A 15,991-nucleotide genomic window follows, 5' to 3' on the forward strand; every position below is an offset into this window, starting at 1 on the left:
TGCTTTACTTACTACTCTATTTTCCTTTCTCACTTTAAAATGTATAGCATCCAGAAATACTATTGGATACACCCTTTCAAGTGGTCTAGATTGCCACTCTTGAATTTTGGGGATTATCTTATCGGTTATTTTACTAACCATTGTTGGTGACACATCTATTCCATAAATATCTTTCATGTGATCTTCAATATCTCTTGTAGACATTCCTTTTGCATACATTGCTATTATTTGATCTTCAATTCTATTAGTTGTTCTTTCATACTTTTCAATAATCTTAGGTTCGAATTCTCCGTTTCTATCCCTTGGAACCTTCAAATCAGTTTTACCAAAATTCGTTTGAATAACCTTTTTGCTATATCCATTCCTACTGTTACCTGAATTATTACCATTAGGATCATTTTTACTATAACCAAGATGATGCTCAAGCTCTCCTTCTAAGGCTTCCTGTATTGTTTCTCTAAATATTATCTTAATAGCTTCTTGTATTTCATCTACTGTTTTACAATTTTGTGCTAACTCTTTTACCGTTAAATTATTAAAGTTTTGCAGGTTCTATAATAAATGTTGGGGTGCATACAAACCTATGTACTTCAACATTTTTGTTTTTGAGCAAAAAAAAAGCACTTGCAGAATAAATCTGCTAAAATGTTAATTGGCAAAAAAACAAAGAAAGGAGATTTATTCACAAGTGCATAATAATTCTATCAATAAGTTACTAAATTTAAAAGGGGTAAAAGTAAAAAAAATTTCTCATGGAGATTCTTTTATTAAAATTTATCTTGAAACTAGACCAAGAGAACACACCTGTCCTTCTTGTGGCTCTTTAACTTCTAAGATTCATGATTATAGAGAGCAGGTAATTAAAGACTTGCCTTTTCACTTTAAGCATACATATTTAATACTTAAAAAAAGAAGATATGTCTGCTCATGTAGCAAGAGATTTTATGAATCCTATGACTTTCTTCCTCGATATCACAGAATGACTAATCGATTAGTACATTATATTTGTAAGGAGTTAACTAAGACCCTTAGTATGTCTGAGGTTGCTAGCTCTGCTAATGTATCTGTTTCTACAGTAATACGTATATTTAGCCTAATTAATTACAGCGCCCCTACTCTTCCAAAGGTTCTTTGTATTGATGAGTTTAAAGGAAATGCTGAAACTGGAAAGTATCAATGCATTCTTGTGGATGGCAAGAAAAATAGGGTGTTAGACATACTTCCTGACAGGTCTCAAAGTCATCTTATAAGCTACTTTAAAAAAGTTCCTCGTAAAGAAAGGCATAGTGTTAAATTTTTTATTTGTGATATGTGGCAGCCTTATGTAGATCTAGCAAAAGCCTTTTTCCCTAATTCTAAGATTATTATTGATAAGTACCATTTCATTAGACAAGTTACTTGGGCTATAGAAAAAGTTAGGAAGCGATTACAGAAGACTATGCCCTACGACCTTAGAAAGTATTATAAACGTAGCAGAAAACTAATTCTTACCCGCTACCATAAGCTTAAGGATGAAAATAAAAAAGCTGTTGACTTAATGTTATTATACAACGATGATCTTCGTGTTGCACATAAACTTAAAGAGTGGTTTTATCAAATCTGTCAGAGTGATAAATACTCTTATCAACGTAATGCTTTCAATGATTGGATTAAAGCTGCTCAAGACTCTGGTATACCAGAATTTCAAAAATGTGCTGCTACATATACAAGATGGTCTAAAGAAATAAAAAATGCTTTTAAATATGGCTATACCAACGGTCCAACTGAAGGTTTTAATAATAAAATTAAAGTCTTAAAAAGAGTGTCCTTCGGACTTAAAAACTTTCATAGATTCCGTAATAGGATTATTCATTGTACCAATTAAGTAATACGTAATTATTAATTAACTATCAATATAAAAGCCTACATTTTAGCTAGGTTTATTAAGTGCACCCAAAAACAAGTAGCTCCTTATCCTTACATTAAAACAGGCTCAAACGTAATAATGGAGCAGGATTACAAGAAATCCCACCCCAACTATTGACAAAGAGCCGTTTTGCATAAATAGTCATCTCCTTTTTATTCCTTATTATTGGAATTATTGACCATTTACACAAAACTTTATACATTCCCGACCAAAGGGGCTTGACCAATTTTGTGCTTCCTATTAAAGGTAAACAATTTTAAGTTTTAATAAATTTTAAATTATCAGCTTGGACACTTATATTAATAAAAGATTAATATTTTTGATTTATATAATCATCTATTAATGATTTCTTTATCTCTTCCTGGAAAACACCCTCATGTCTCAGTCTATTTAACATTGATACACTTTTTGAATGCAATATAACATCCTTAAAATCCTTTACTACTATTTCATAAAGCTTATTTTTTAGATTCTTAGATCTAACTTTAATAAAATAAGCTTCAACATTTTCAAACTTCAAATGTTCAAGTAATTTTAATGTTGACCAATCCTTCTGACTATAATAATATCCTGCTTTTTGCTTGTATTTCCATGCAACCTGAGGATGTTTCTCAATAAGTTTTCTATCCTTGGATTTCATATAGCAATACTTTGCAACCATATTATAATATTGATAATTATATATACCTTTTTCAAAAGAATCTATCCTATGCTTAAAGGGTTTTAAATTTAGTTTTTGTATAAAATAGTAATGTTCTTCAATAAATTCTCGTTTTGTAATATCACCATTGTTAAACTGTATAAATAATGAATTTCTATGCTGAAAAAATTTATCAAATACATCTTCAGGAACCTTACGTCTCAACATTATTACACCCAATCTAAATATGATTTTGTGGTATTTTCTAAATACCCTCTATGAATTAATAGTAAAAATTGTCAATAAATTAATCAATCTAATATCTTAACAGGGTTAAAATTAATATAGTCACCAGAAATTAGTATATATTCAATTTCTCTATGGATCCCTTTTAATCCTAATTTAAATGAATCTTCATCATGTAAATGCCCATAAATCACCTTTTCAACATTGAACTCCTCGTACATCTCCATAAATCTAGATTTTTCCATATCTTCATTGGTTGGAGGATAATGGGTCATAACAATATATTTTTTAAATCCATCATTTAAAGCTGCTTCTAAGGATAGTCTAAGTCTATGGAGTTCACGATCATATATCTTTTTATCATGCTCACTGAATTTTGTCTCATTAGGTGAAATCCATCCTCTTGTACCACATATAGCATAATCCCTGTATATATAATAATTATTCTGCAAAAAAAACATATTGTCAAATAAATTATTCATCTTTGATAAAGATGACCACCAATAATCATGATTTCCTCTAAGTAATATCTTTCTTCCTGGAAGAGAATCTATCCATTTTAAATCTGTCATAGCTTCCTTAAGCTTCATAGCCCATGATATATCTCCAGGAATTAAAATAGTGTCATTTTCTCTTATTTTATTAATCCAATTTCTTCTAATCTTCTCTTCATGATTTATCCATACATCACCAAATATATTCATGGGTTTATTGCTTTCAAAGCTCAAATGCAAATCTGCAATTCCATATAAAGCCATTCTATCACCATCAATCTCTTCCTTGTTTTAGTATATTTTCTATTTGATATTTGCATATTTATTCTCCAATATAAAAAAGCTTCTGTATCATTTTTCAGTTGTTTTCTAGTCAAAGGCGTGGTATTTTTGAATTGTAAATTTTATTGTTTCTGAAAGCTTTTGTAATTCTTCTAAGCTACCTGTTTTCCATATTTTATCAAACTTTTCCTGAAACTCCTTTGCTTCATCTTTATACCCAAATAAACTTAAAAGGTGTATATTATTTGCAATTTCATAAACGCTATTGGATTTCTCTTCAAATATTCTTTGGGCAGTAATTATCTCATTCCTGATCTTTAACATCTCCTTATCTAATTGATAAGCTGCCTCTGCTGCTTTTCTCAATCTTTCTCTAATATTCTCAGGAATATTCTTTTTATATTTATAGTTTAAAGAATGCTCAGCAGTTGCCCAAAAATTCATAGCTAATGTACGTATTTGTATCTCTGCCAGTATCTTCTTTTCCCCTAATGCAGTTTGTACAGGATATCTAATTATTACATGGTAACTTCTATATCCACTCTCTTTATTATTTTTAATATAATCCTTTTCATAAACAACTTCCAAGTCTTTACCACTTCTTTTTCTAATAAGCTTTACAACCCTATATATATCATCAACAAATTGACACATTATCCTTATTCCTGCTATATCTTCAATTTCTTCTTCTATTCTATCTTCAGGGATATTGCTTCTACTTGCTTTTTCCAATATACTGGATATTTTTTTCACTCTACCCGTTACAAATTCTATAGGAGAGTATTCATTCATATCTCTAAATTCATTTCTAATAGATTTTAACTTTACTTTAAGCTCCTCAACAGCTTGTTCGTAAGGCAACAATATCCTTTTCCATTCCCTTATTTTTTGCAATTATACCACCTCAATTGAAAACTCTAAATATGCAAATTTATATACCAAGAGTTTTAAAATACTTACAGCACTTTTTATTTTATTTTTCCAGTTTCCTTATTATTGACAGAAAATCTTCGAAAACTTCAAAGTTATAAAAAATATAATCTGGCTTACACCTGCTGAGTTCCTCATAGCTGTATCTACCTGTTGCCACAGCCACTGTTCTCACTCCTAAAATTTTTCCACACTCAACATCAAATGGTGTATCCCCTATGACATATATATTCTTTTTTTCAAAATCTATTTCATAAAAATCCTTAGCTTTCCCTATAGCTTTTTCAATGGCCTCCCATCTTTCAATATCTTCATCTCCAAAGCCTCCAATGTGGAAATATTTATCTAAACCTAAATGTGATAACTTTAGTCTTGCTCCTTTTTCACAATTACCGGTTCCTAAAATATGATATAAATTTTCTTCACTTGAAGTAATTTCTAATATTTCATCAATACCCGGTAAAATCCTTGAAGAAGTATTATCTTTAAGTTCCTCTTTTAACATTTCTTCGTATTTGTCAAAAAATCCAACAATATTATTATCTAGTATTTTATTTATCTCGAAGGCATTTTTTACTATTTGAAAATCCAATCTGCCTGCCATACTAACATCTTTAAATGCTTTTTCTTTTCTATAAAGATTTAAAAAAGCTTTGTCCATAGCTTTTCTTCCCAAACCTTTACAATCAATTAAAGTTCCATCTATATCCCAAATTAAAAGTATATTTTCCATGTTCCCTCCTATATTCCCCATTTTCCAATTATATTATAAACATTTTAAGGTATAAATTAAAGGGTTTGAGCTAATTTAGATGTAAAAAATCATATATTTAAATATTGCTGTTAAAATTTATTTCTTTTATATTCAACTATCTATACTATACCATATTTGAGTTTATCAATTCTATATAGAAATATTGGACTTTTTATTTTAAATCATTTTAAAAAAACTTCCTGTATTACCTACAGGAAGTCAAATTGTTTATAAACACAAAGAAGACAAAAGATTCAATTTTACATAAATTCCCCAATATAAGCAGCCAAATCAATAATTCTATTTGCATATCCCCATTCATTATCATACCATGAAATAACCTTTATAGTTTTTTCTCCAACTTGCATTGTAGATAAAGCGTCTACTATTGAAGAGTTTGAATTCTTTTTAAAATCAATGGAAACTAATGGTTCTTCACAATATTGTAATATTCCCTTTAGATATGATTCAGAGGCTTGTTTTAATTTTGAATTTACTTCTTCTACATCTACTTTACTATTCAAATTTGCTACTAAATCTACTACTGACACTACTGGAGTAGGTACCCTCATAGCCATACCATTTAATTTCCCCCTCATATCGGGAATAACCTTGGATATAGCCTTAGCTGCACCTGTTGTAGTTGGAATAATCGATTGAGCAGCTGCCCTAGCCCTTCTTAGATCCCTATGGGATAAATCAAGAATTCTTTGGTCAGAAGTATATGCATGAACTGTAGTCATCATACCATTCTCTATTTTAAATTCATCATTTAATACTTTGATAACAGGTGCTAAACAATTTGTTGTACATGAAGCATTAGATATAATATGATGCTTTTCAGGATTATATTCAAATTCATTTACTCCCATAACTATGGTTTTATCTTCATTTATTCCTGGTGCCGATATGATCACTTTTTTAGCCCCAGCCTCAATATGCTTTAAAGCCTTTTCTTTATTTCTAAATACTCCTGTTGACTCTATAACTATATCAACATTCATTTCTTTCCATGGTATCTCTGCAGGATCTCTAAAGGAAGTAAATTTTATTTCCTTTTCTCCAATTACAATGGCTTTTTCACTAGTTTCTACTTTTTCATTAAACACTCCATATAATGAATCGTATTTGAAGATATGGGCATGTATTTCAGGTCCACTAGTACTATTGATTGCTACTATTTCTATATCCTTATTCCCTTCAATCCACGCTTTTACCACATTTTTACCAATCCGTCCAAATCCATTGACCCCAACTTTTATAGTCATATTAATCCTCCTACACTTTATATAGTATGTTATATTTATTTATTTGTGATATTCCATTTATTATATTAACACATATATTACATGTTATTCAATATGAATTTTAATATATGATATATTAATATCCACAATATTTTTTAATATCAATGCAAAAAATAAGGGCATATGCCCTTATTTTTAAACTTTTTCTACATGAGTACTTCAAATGGAAAATCTACTCTATATGAAGCAAAAGTGGAATCCTCTACTTATATATTTTGCTATCTCAAAATCCGATAAATTTTTTTACGGATTTACCATTTAAATAATTATATTTTTTCCCTTGATATATATCTAATTTCTCTAATTTTTCTTCTATCATATCTTTAATTTTCCACCAGCTCATATTCCAATTGCAAAATAATGTATTCTCCTTAGGAGCTCTTCCTGCTATCCTCTGGATTACTATATCTGGATTCAGATAATTTATAAAACTTACAACTCTATCAACATAATCTTCAGCAGATATAATTTCTATTTCTCTTCTTTCAAACATTCTTCCCAGCTCTGTATTTTTTAATATATATAAAGAATGTAGTTTAATTTGATTTACTCCTAGGGCTGATACTATCTTTGAACCTTCAATAACATCTTCCATATCGTCCCAAGGAAGATTCAATATTAAGTGGCAGCAGCTTTCAAATCCATGATAATTAATATTTTTCATAGCATCAATAAATTCAGCAAGTGTATGTCCTCTTTTGATTTTTTTAAGGGTTTTATAGTTAACTGTTTGCAGTCCCAATTCTATAGTTATTTCTACTCCATACTTCTCCTTAAGCTTATCCAAAATCTGTAGATACTTTTCATGTATACAATCGGGCCTTGTGGAAATACATATTTCTACAATATTATCCATCTCAGCTGCCTCTTGAGCGTACTGCTTAAAAGTTTCAACAGCCATATATGTATTTGTAAAATTTTGAAAGTATGCAATAAACTTATTGGCTTTATATTTCTTACTTATATATTTTATATTTTTATTCAGTTGTTCTTTTACAGACAAGGAATTTTCTAAACTTTCAAAACCTGTTCCTATATCACCACAAAAAATACATCCTTCTTCTCCACATTCTCCATCTCTATTTGGACAGGTTACCGGAAGATTTACGGGAATCTTATAAACCTTTTCTCCATATTTTTCTTTAAGATAAGTTGAATATCTTCTATATCTCTCTTTTTTTGAATTCATGATTTCTTCCTTTCTCAATGATATACTAAAGAATATTATATTCTTTAGTATATCATTAATAAACATATCCAATTAAATTTTTATGCATTCAAAAATATTTAAGCAGGTGCAATATCTACACCTGCTTGTTTTTTAAACAGCTCTTTCATTAACTTCTTCTAAAGGTACAATTTCTAACATGATATTTCTATTTAATTTTTTCTTGAATCTTTCTATCATGTTTTGTTGTGCGGATTTTTCTAAAGATTCCCCCATTACTACTATTTGTATATTATTCTTGTCAGCAAAATCAATTAAAGTTTCTTCAATGTCTGGAGCCTTTATAACAGTTAAATCTGCTTCATAGGATTTTGATATATCAAATAAATATTCTAATGCATCAGATTCCTTTAACTTACCAAAATACTTCCATCCTTCTTTTACAACATGAATCACATGCAATTTACCATTAACCTTGTTTCTAACCTTAGCTCCCCTATTAATAAGCCTTTCACAAGACTTTTGCTGTGTAACACAAACCATTATATCTTTACTTTTCTTCATATCATACCCCTCTCGCGGTAGATTACTGTAAAATTAGGTTAAGTTAGTACTATTTATAAAAAATCTTCCTATATATATTATACTATAACTTTGATTCCTTTAAACACTTTTAAAAAATATTAATATATTGTTAATTTTCAGACTACAGAAGCCAATAATAACAGCTGCTCATTGTCATTATAAATATTATCAAATTGAGATATAGGTAAAGGATTTTTACCCCTACCTGCTTCTACAGTATATCCTGGTCTCCTATATTCTTGGATAAACCAATCCTTCATTCCTGCATAGGAGGCTATTCCATATACTTCCCCTAACCTATATCCACTTACCTCAGAAAATAACTCACCTATTCTCTTTGCTTCCGGAGGTTGTAAATCATTGAATCTCCAATATATTACTTCTCCCTGAGTATGATAGGCTAGAACTAATCTGAAATTATGATTCTTTACAAATTGAACTATTGCCTCTGTTTCTGGTTCTGATAAGGGAAATGGTCCTCCATATCTTGTTGGTCCTGGACCCAATATTCCAAGCTCTATTTCTGCTTCCCTTGATTCATCCCATTTAGCAGGATAATTATGATTCAAATCCACGCCCCTATTATTTGCCTGCCATACATTTGAAAAATCTGTACTACCATTATTCCATTTAATTAATTCTTCATAATAAGGATTCTCTCTATTAAGTCCATTTAGCACTAAATTGATGCCATCAGGATTAACCATAGGTATTATATATATACTGCTTTCCTTCCAAATTTTCTCCAAATTATATCCTCTTATGTTTCTCCCATCGGTATAACTTTTTAAGAAATTTTCAATGAATTTCATTAAAAGTGGAGAAGTTATCCATTCTAATGAATGGTGTGCGCCATTATAAAACACTTGATTTGGGCCAGTTCCTAGCCTAATATAGTATAATTTCCTCCCAAGAACACTCTCACCTGCAGAACCTACTTCAATAAATGGATATCTAGCTTTTAATCCCTCAATATCCCTTTCCATTATTTCATAGGTGTAATCAATATTTGTATCTACTACATCAATTCCATAGGGTACAATTATTTCCTGACCAATCTGTAGCTCATAGGGATTAATACCCGGATTAGCTGTGACTATTCTGTTAACCGTTGTATAGTAGTTTTTAGCTATTTCCCACAATGTATCTCCAGGTTGAATATAGTAGGTATCATATCCTCTTAACAAAACATTTATAATTTTATAAGTTTGAGGACCTATTATGCCATCAGCAGTTAAATCATTATCTTTTTGAAAGGCTATCACAGCATCCCTTGTTCCTGTTCCATAATAACCATCAATAGGGCCAGGACTATATCCTATTTTCTTAAGCAAGGCTTGTATTTCCATCACATCTGTTCCCTTAGCCCCTAGTTTTAAAACTCTCAAATAAATTCCCTCCTTAATTATCCCATCTTTTATACCATCATATACATTTAAAAAACATTATGTGCCATAAATGATTTTAAATGAAATTTATATGGTATACTAATGTATATGCATATAAATTGGAGGTATTATATGGAAAGATATACTAAGGTCATCGAACTTTTGGGATCATATTATACAAGGGAATACAAAAAAAAGAAAAATCATAAAAATAAAATAAGAGAAGTGAAAGAAAGTACTGTAGAAAAATTTTTTCTTCAGGGCAAAGCTGAAGTATTGGTTATAATGGAAGAACAAAATAAAGAAATACTCCTTGACATATATAGTGATAGAAAAGATATAAAGAAATACTTAGGAGAATCATTTCTCCCATAAACAATTTAACTTATGAAAAAGAGTAAAGAAATCACAAAATTTCTTTACTCTTTTAAAGTTTTATACTAAATATTTATGTAAATCTTCATGGAGATCATTTTTTAAACAGCTAATGGTCATGAAGAAATCGATTTCATACTTATTAGAGAGTTTTTCAAGCTTATTAACTAATTTAGGAATTTCATCACAAGTTGTATCCATTACTTTTAATAATCCATCAATATAAATTTTATCGATATCATGGTCATGGGATATTATTCCACATAAGAATCCAAAAAATTCATCCATATTTTTGGTTGGATACTCATCCATACTTATGAACCTTAACCTATGCTTAAGATCATAAATATGCCTTTTATCGTCATCTACAAATACTATATTCCCCTTTGCTTTTTCCACATCCTCATTTGCTAAATCAATTATCTTCTTTGTTTTCCCAGTCCCCTTTGAACTTGCCAATATACTTATCATCTTGATCTCCTCCCTTAAATTTGATAGAGAAAATATATAACATTAAAGAATATTCGAAATATTCTTTAGTAACTACTTCTATGACTTTCCTTATAATCCTTCAAAAACATTTATTTTATTTTAATTCACAATATTCGTTATTTTTTGCCCTCTCAATATAGCTTTTTCTTAATTGTCCACAAGCTGCATCTATATCACTGCCCATTTCTCTCCTGACTGTTGCATCAATACCATTTTTCTTTAATATCCTTTGAAACTCATAGGCTCTTTCTCTTGTAGAACCTTTTAGATTCCTCTCATTAACTTCATTTAATGGTATAATATTTACATGACAAAGCATTCCATTTAGTTTTTGTGAAAGCTCTAAAGCATTATCTAAACTATCATTAAAACCTCTTATTAAAGAATATTCAAAAGTTACTCTTCGATTAGTCTTTTTTATATATTTTTCACATGAATCTAAAAGTTTTTTAATATTGTACACTTTATTTATGGGCATAATTTTATTTCTCATCTCATCATTTGGAGCATGAAGAGATACAGCTAAAGTGATTTGAAGTTTCTTTTGGGCTAAATCTATTATCTTCGGTACTATTCCACATGTCGATAAGGTTATATTTCTCATTCCTATATTTAATCCTAAGGGATCATTAATAATTTCTAAAAATTTTATAACTCCTTCATAGTTGTCAAGGGGTTCACCACTACCCATAAGCACTACATTAGATATCCTCTCCCCGATGTCTTTTTGAATCGACAACACCTGACCTACTATTTCCCCTGAAGTTAAGTTTCTTACAACCCCATCGATTGTAGATGCACAGAATCCACATCCCATTTTACAACCTACCTGGGTAGATACACAAACCGTATTTCCGTGTTTATACTTCATCATAACACTTTCTATAATATTTCCATCTCTAAGGGCCATTAAATATTTTCTTGTTCCGTCCAACTTAGATTCCAATACTTTTAATATGTCCATATCGTTAGCATATGATACCTTTTTTAGTTTATTTTTGAAATTTTTGGATAAATTAGTCATTTCATCAATATCTTCAATTCCCTTTTGTATCCATTCAAAAATCTGTTTGCCTCTAAATTTCTTTTCTCCCAACTGAACTGATAACTTTTCTAGTTCTTCTATACTACAATTTCTAAGATCAATTGAATCACTCATAAAAGATTTCACACCTATCCTTCTCCTAAACAAATTATAAGAAATATAAAAATTTTTAATTTTTCCTATAAAAAAACCTAGGATTAATTATTTATTACCCCTTTTTTCTCTTTTTAATCTACATAAAATATATTTAGTAAAACTTAATTTATATATATCCAAATTTTAGGCAATTGTTAGAGTTTTTGATGTATATAAATTTAAAGTTTTTACTTGAGGAAATTGCATAATTCTAACTTGGCAAAATTGCATAATATATGTGGTTTATCTTTGTAGATTCTAAAGCTATATAGTAGATAGTTTTTACTGAAGGTAATTATGCAATTTGCTCACTTAAATTCTTATATAATTTTTTAAGCTGAAGCTTTTATTTCAATTTTCAATCTTGAATTTAAATATACCCCTGTAATTATTATTGCTACACTAAAAATTTTTATAATCGTAACTTCCTCTTTCAAAATAAGAAAAGAAAGAATAACAGAAAATACAGGAACTAAATTTATAAATACATTAGTTTTGCTTGGACCTATTTTCTTAATAGAAATTTGCTGAACAAGATATCCTATAACCGATGCAAAAACTGACATATATAAAACTGAAACCCATCCCTTCCACGTAACATTGGGAAGATATGTTAAAGGCTTTTCAATAAAAACAAAGGGAATAAGTGTTACTAAACATATTAGAAAGCTATAGGCAGTTATTATTAGTGGTGAGTACTTTGGCATAACTTTTTTGCTTATTACACTATATACTACCCAGCATATTACAGCAAAAAGCATAATTATATCCCCAATATTGAAGCTAATATCTTTTATAACCCCTATCTGACCATTGGTTATTGTTAATACTACGCCTGAAAAAGCTATCAATATTGTACCTATCCTTTTAATACCTAATCTCTCTTTTATCAATAATGAAGCCAATATAGATGTTAACATAGGATTAGTAGCAGCTATCATAGAAGAGTTAATAGCTGTTGTATATTTTAAAGCTGTAAAGAATAAAACATGATATCCAAACATCCCTACTATACCTAAAACAAGTAAAACAGGCAAATCACTTTTCTTTAATTTCCAATTTTTATCTTCATGTCTTATCATCATTGGGAAAACAATGATTGTGGAAAATAGGAATCTAAAAAATGCTAAAGAAAATGGAGGAAATTCATTCACACCTATCTTCCCTGCCACAAAGGCACCAGCCCAAAATAATGCACACATAACCATAGAAAAATAAATCTTTTTTTCACTCTTCAAAATAATCCCTCCAAATATAAATAAAGATGTTATTATAATTTAATTAACACCTTTAATTATACTACATAATATAGATATGTAATATTAAGAAATTTTGCTTGTTCCAGTATTCTCTGAGAATCCTTTTAGCCATGCTAATCAGGTTATTTAGTTATTGTAATTTAAAAGATTTTAATATTTCATTTGAGTAATTTTTATAACACATAGGAAATTATAATCTTACCAAATTATAAATAAATATAATTTTCGTCATGTGTTTCAAAAAAGTTTACCTTTAAAAGCTTTATAAAAGACTTTTTATAAACCTGTTTTTTCCTTCAAGTTTATATAAATTTTAAAGCCAGATCTGAGAAAAATAACTTTCAAATCTGGCTGCTTAATCATTTCATTTCAAAACCTTTATTTCTCAAAAATTCCTTCATATGGGGTCTTAATTCCTTCTCCATTTTTTCTGCCATTTGCTTAGACCATGTATCGTCTCTTTTCCCCTTTGTTCTTTTTAGATAATATTCTCTAGCTAATTTATCGTACTCTTTTATCCTATCCTCATCGCCACTAGTACTATATTTATCTTTTTTAAAAACAACATCTAAAGGTAATCGAGGCTTTATATCCGGATTATGGTTAGGATAGCCCAAGCACATTCCAAAAACAGGGTATACATTCCTAGGGATTTCTAACAAATCACATATTTCATCTGGATTGTTCCTAATTCCTCCAACATATACTCCTCCAAGTCCCATAGATTCAGCAGCTATCATTGCATTTTGAGCTACTAAGGCAGTATCTACAGTAGCTATTATAAAGCTTTCAGTAAAACCTTCCTTCATCTTTGAGCCTTCAATTTTACAAGCTAAGTCCAATCTGTTTAGATCAGCACAGAATACTAAAAAAACAGGGCATTGTTCTACATAAGGTTGATCACCACTTAATTTAGCAATTTTCTTTCTTACTTGCATATCGTCGACTTTAATAATAGTATAGGCTTGAACAAAGCTTGAAGTTGAAGCACATTGTGCCGCCTCAATAATAGCTTTTAACTTATCATCGTCAATTTTAGTTTCTTTAAACTTTCTAATAGATTTATGGTTTTTTAAAAGTTCTATAACTTTATTCATATCTTTTCCTCCCATCTGCTAGCTTATCTAAAAACTACAAAATATTGTAATAAAACTTGTAAAATAAAAGCTATTTTATAGGTACAATAGATTTATCTTCAAATTTTCTGCCCTTTGCCTTTAAATATTTTTTAAGCTTTTCCTTAGATGTATTCATTATAAGCTCCTCTGGCATTTCTACTAATTCAAATATTTCAATAGATTTCTCAAAATTGCCAACATCAAAAGATATATGGGCATCGCTTCCAGCAACAACAAATACACCTAATTCTTTTGCTTTTCTAGCAATTAATATACAATTTTCTTTGCTTCCACTTCTACTATCGTTTAAAAAAGTACTATTGTTTATTTCAATTATTTTATTTTTTTCTTTTGCTGACAACACAAATTTATCAATATCTATGGCAAATCTTGGATTTCCTGGATGAGCAATTATATCTACATATTCATTATCCATAACTTTTGTAATAGCTCTGGTATTTTCTTCCCTTGTACCCGATTCAATACAAACATCGTGCAAACTTGCAAGAACTAAATCCAATCTTTCAAGATACTTTTTAGGTATATCTATATTTCCTTCATAATCAATTATATTTGCTTCAACTCCCCTTAAAACCTCAACGCCCTCTATTTCCCTTGGTATTACTCTTTGATTGCCTATATGAAAAATATCGGGACCTCCAGGCATTTTGGGGCCATGATCCGTAAATGCCACTAACTTCAATCCCTTTTCCTTTGCTATTTTTATATAATCATGTATTGTGCTATATGCATGTCCGCTGGCAATAGTATGTGTATGGGTATCCAATACAAACTTCATTTCTTTTCCCTCCATATATTTTTTCATTATTAAAACATTTTCTGCAATTTTTTACCCTTAATAGCCTTTATTTAAATCAACCACATTAACGAGTTCTTCATGGTTTTTATACCTCAACATATTCTCATATATAGTCCTAAATCTTCTCTCGTTCCGCATTTCCGATATCCATGAATTATGAGGAGTTATATAGACATTGTCGAAATCCCATAAAGGACTATTCACTGATAAAGGTTCATTTTCAAATACATCTAAAGCAACTCCTCTAAACTTCTTTTCCTGGGTCTTTTTTATTAAAGCTCTTTCATCAATAATACTCCCTCTAGATACATTAACAAGTACAGACCCTTCTTTCATTTTACTTAGCCTTTCTTCATTTAATAGATGATGGGTCTCATTGGTATAAGGTATAGCAGATACTAATACATCACAAATTGGCAAGAATTTATTTATATCATCTATAGAGTAGCATTTATCAAAATATTTTTCATTCCTTCCCTTGGTGTTTAATCCAATTACATTTACTCCAAATCCCTGAAGCCGTTTTGCTCCTTCCTTTGCTATTGTTCCTGTTCCTAAAAACCCAACTGTTTTACCATATAGTTCCAAAAGATTCGTATTGATCTTCCATTCTTTTTCCTTTTGTTTTTCATAAAAATACTTACTACTTTTATATATCTCCAATATTTTTAATACTATCCATTCTCCCATAGGTATGCTATATCCACCTTTATTATTAGCTAATATAATGCCTTTTCCCTTTATATAATCCAATGGGACCTGGTCAATTCCTATACTTGACAATTGAATGAATTTTAAATCCTTTAGCCCTTTTATATCAAGATTGTCAAAGGGATTATAACAAACTAAAATATCTATATCTTCAATTACTTTACAATTAGAGATTTTTCTTTCACTTATGTATACAACTTCATATCCTAAATCACTAACCGCTTTCATCTTTTCTTCTCCATAGTGATGAGTAAATAATACCTTCATAATATCCCACTCCTTCTTTTAAAGAACTATTTTCTCCACAATATATCAATTCTTTAAAATAAGAAAGCT

Annotated in this window: 17 protein-coding genes; 2 read left to right on the top strand and 15 right to left on the bottom strand. The window is 29.6% G+C overall.

Annotated features, from left to right (window positions below; genetic code table 11):
* Positions 1–549, bottom strand: a 549-nt coding sequence (locus tag B5X81_RS19285; protein ID WP_170917516.1) for an IS256 family transposase, incomplete at its 3' end; no start/stop codon positions are given.
* A 139-nt stretch (positions 550–688) separates the two neighbouring features.
* Here B5X81_RS19285 and B5X81_RS19290 point away from each other — a divergent pair.
* A complete protein-coding gene (locus B5X81_RS19290) occupies positions 689–1,864 on the top strand; it encodes an ISL3 family transposase (RefSeq protein WP_079494085.1) in 1,176 nt (391 codons plus the stop codon).
* A gap of 352 nt (positions 1,865–2,216) precedes the next feature.
* On the opposite strand, the gene B5X81_RS19295 is transcribed toward B5X81_RS19290, so the two are convergent.
* From B5X81_RS19295 to B5X81_RS19330, 8 genes are all read right to left on the bottom strand, one after another.
* Positions 2,217–2,774, bottom strand: coding sequence for a DUF6648 family protein (locus tag B5X81_RS19295; RefSeq protein WP_079494087.1), 558 nt, complete (start codon positions 2,772–2,774; stop codon positions 2,217–2,219).
* An 83-nt stretch (positions 2,775–2,857) separates the two neighbouring features.
* Entirely contained in the window at positions 2,858–3,550 is a 693-nt protein-coding gene (locus B5X81_RS19300; protein WP_079494088.1) for a metallophosphoesterase, read from the bottom strand.
* Positions 3,551–3,655: 105 nt separating this feature from the next.
* The gene (locus B5X81_RS19305) at positions 3,656–4,462 is read right to left on the bottom strand and encodes a GTP pyrophosphokinase (protein ID WP_079494090.1); all 807 of its coding nucleotides are present in this window, start codon (positions 4,460–4,462) and stop codon (positions 3,656–3,658) included.
* A 79-nt stretch (positions 4,463–4,541) separates the two neighbouring features.
* Positions 4,542–5,231, bottom strand: a complete 690-nt coding sequence (locus B5X81_RS19310; protein WP_170917502.1) for an HAD family hydrolase — start codon at positions 5,229–5,231, stop codon at positions 4,542–4,544.
* Positions 5,232–5,512: 281 nt separating this feature from the next.
* Positions 5,513–6,520 (bottom strand): type I glyceraldehyde-3-phosphate dehydrogenase, encoded by a 1,008-nt coding sequence (gene gap, locus B5X81_RS19315; protein ID WP_079494093.1) that lies wholly within the window; start codon positions 6,518–6,520, stop codon positions 5,513–5,515.
* A gap of 262 nt (positions 6,521–6,782) precedes the next feature.
* On the bottom strand, positions 6,783–7,748 hold the full coding sequence (locus B5X81_RS19320) for a TIGR01212 family radical SAM protein (protein ID WP_079494094.1): 966 nt from the start codon (positions 7,746–7,748) through the stop codon (positions 6,783–6,785).
* Between the two features lie 132 nt (positions 7,749–7,880).
* Positions 7,881–8,291, bottom strand: a complete 411-nt coding sequence (locus B5X81_RS19325; protein ID WP_079494096.1) for a universal stress protein — start codon at positions 8,289–8,291, stop codon at positions 7,881–7,883.
* Positions 8,292–8,428: 137 nt separating this feature from the next.
* Positions 8,429–9,700, bottom strand: coding sequence for a M14 family metallopeptidase (locus tag B5X81_RS19330; RefSeq protein ID WP_079494097.1), 1,272 nt, complete (start codon positions 9,698–9,700; stop codon positions 8,429–8,431).
* Between the two features lie 132 nt (positions 9,701–9,832).
* Between B5X81_RS19330 and B5X81_RS19335 the strand changes: the two genes are divergently transcribed.
* Positions 9,833–10,075 (top strand): hypothetical protein, encoded by a 243-nt coding sequence (locus tag B5X81_RS19335; protein WP_079494099.1) that lies wholly within the window; start codon positions 9,833–9,835, stop codon positions 10,073–10,075.
* Positions 10,076–10,135: 60 nt separating this feature from the next.
* Here B5X81_RS19335 and B5X81_RS19340 read toward each other — a convergent pair whose 3' ends face one another.
* From B5X81_RS19340 to B5X81_RS19365, 6 genes are all read right to left on the bottom strand, one after another.
* Positions 10,136–10,546 carry a hypothetical protein gene (locus B5X81_RS19340; protein WP_079494100.1) on the bottom strand — a complete coding sequence of 137 codons (411 nt, stop codon included), beginning with the start codon at positions 10,544–10,546 and terminating at the stop codon, positions 10,136–10,138.
* 115 nt (positions 10,547–10,661) lie between these two features.
* Positions 10,662–11,726 (bottom strand): 23S rRNA (adenine(2503)-C(2))-methyltransferase RlmN, encoded by a 1,065-nt coding sequence (gene rlmN / locus B5X81_RS19345; protein ID WP_079494341.1) that lies wholly within the window; start codon positions 11,724–11,726, stop codon positions 10,662–10,664.
* Positions 11,727–12,079: 353 nt separating this feature from the next.
* Positions 12,080–12,985, bottom strand: a complete 906-nt coding sequence (locus B5X81_RS19350; protein ID WP_330397421.1) for a DMT family transporter — start codon at positions 12,983–12,985, stop codon at positions 12,080–12,082.
* 380 nt (positions 12,986–13,365) lie between these two features.
* On the bottom strand, positions 13,366–14,103 hold the full coding sequence (gene nfsA / locus B5X81_RS19355) for an oxygen-insensitive NADPH nitroreductase (RefSeq protein ID WP_079494102.1): 738 nt from the start codon (positions 14,101–14,103) through the stop codon (positions 13,366–13,368).
* Between the two features lie 70 nt (positions 14,104–14,173).
* The gene (locus tag B5X81_RS19360; RefSeq protein WP_079494103.1) at positions 14,174–14,923 is read right to left on the bottom strand and encodes a phosphatase; all 750 of its coding nucleotides are present in this window, start codon (positions 14,921–14,923) and stop codon (positions 14,174–14,176) included.
* A gap of 57 nt (positions 14,924–14,980) precedes the next feature.
* The gene (locus B5X81_RS19365; RefSeq protein WP_079494105.1) at positions 14,981–15,922 is read right to left on the bottom strand and encodes a phosphoglycerate dehydrogenase; all 942 of its coding nucleotides are present in this window, start codon (positions 15,920–15,922) and stop codon (positions 14,981–14,983) included.
* Positions 15,923–15,991: the final 69 nt, after the last annotated feature.

It is taken from the genome of Maledivibacter halophilus (assembly GCF_900167445.1).
In the GTDB taxonomy this organism is placed as follows: domain Bacteria; phylum Bacillota; class Clostridia; order Peptostreptococcales; family Caminicellaceae; genus Maledivibacter; species Maledivibacter halophilus.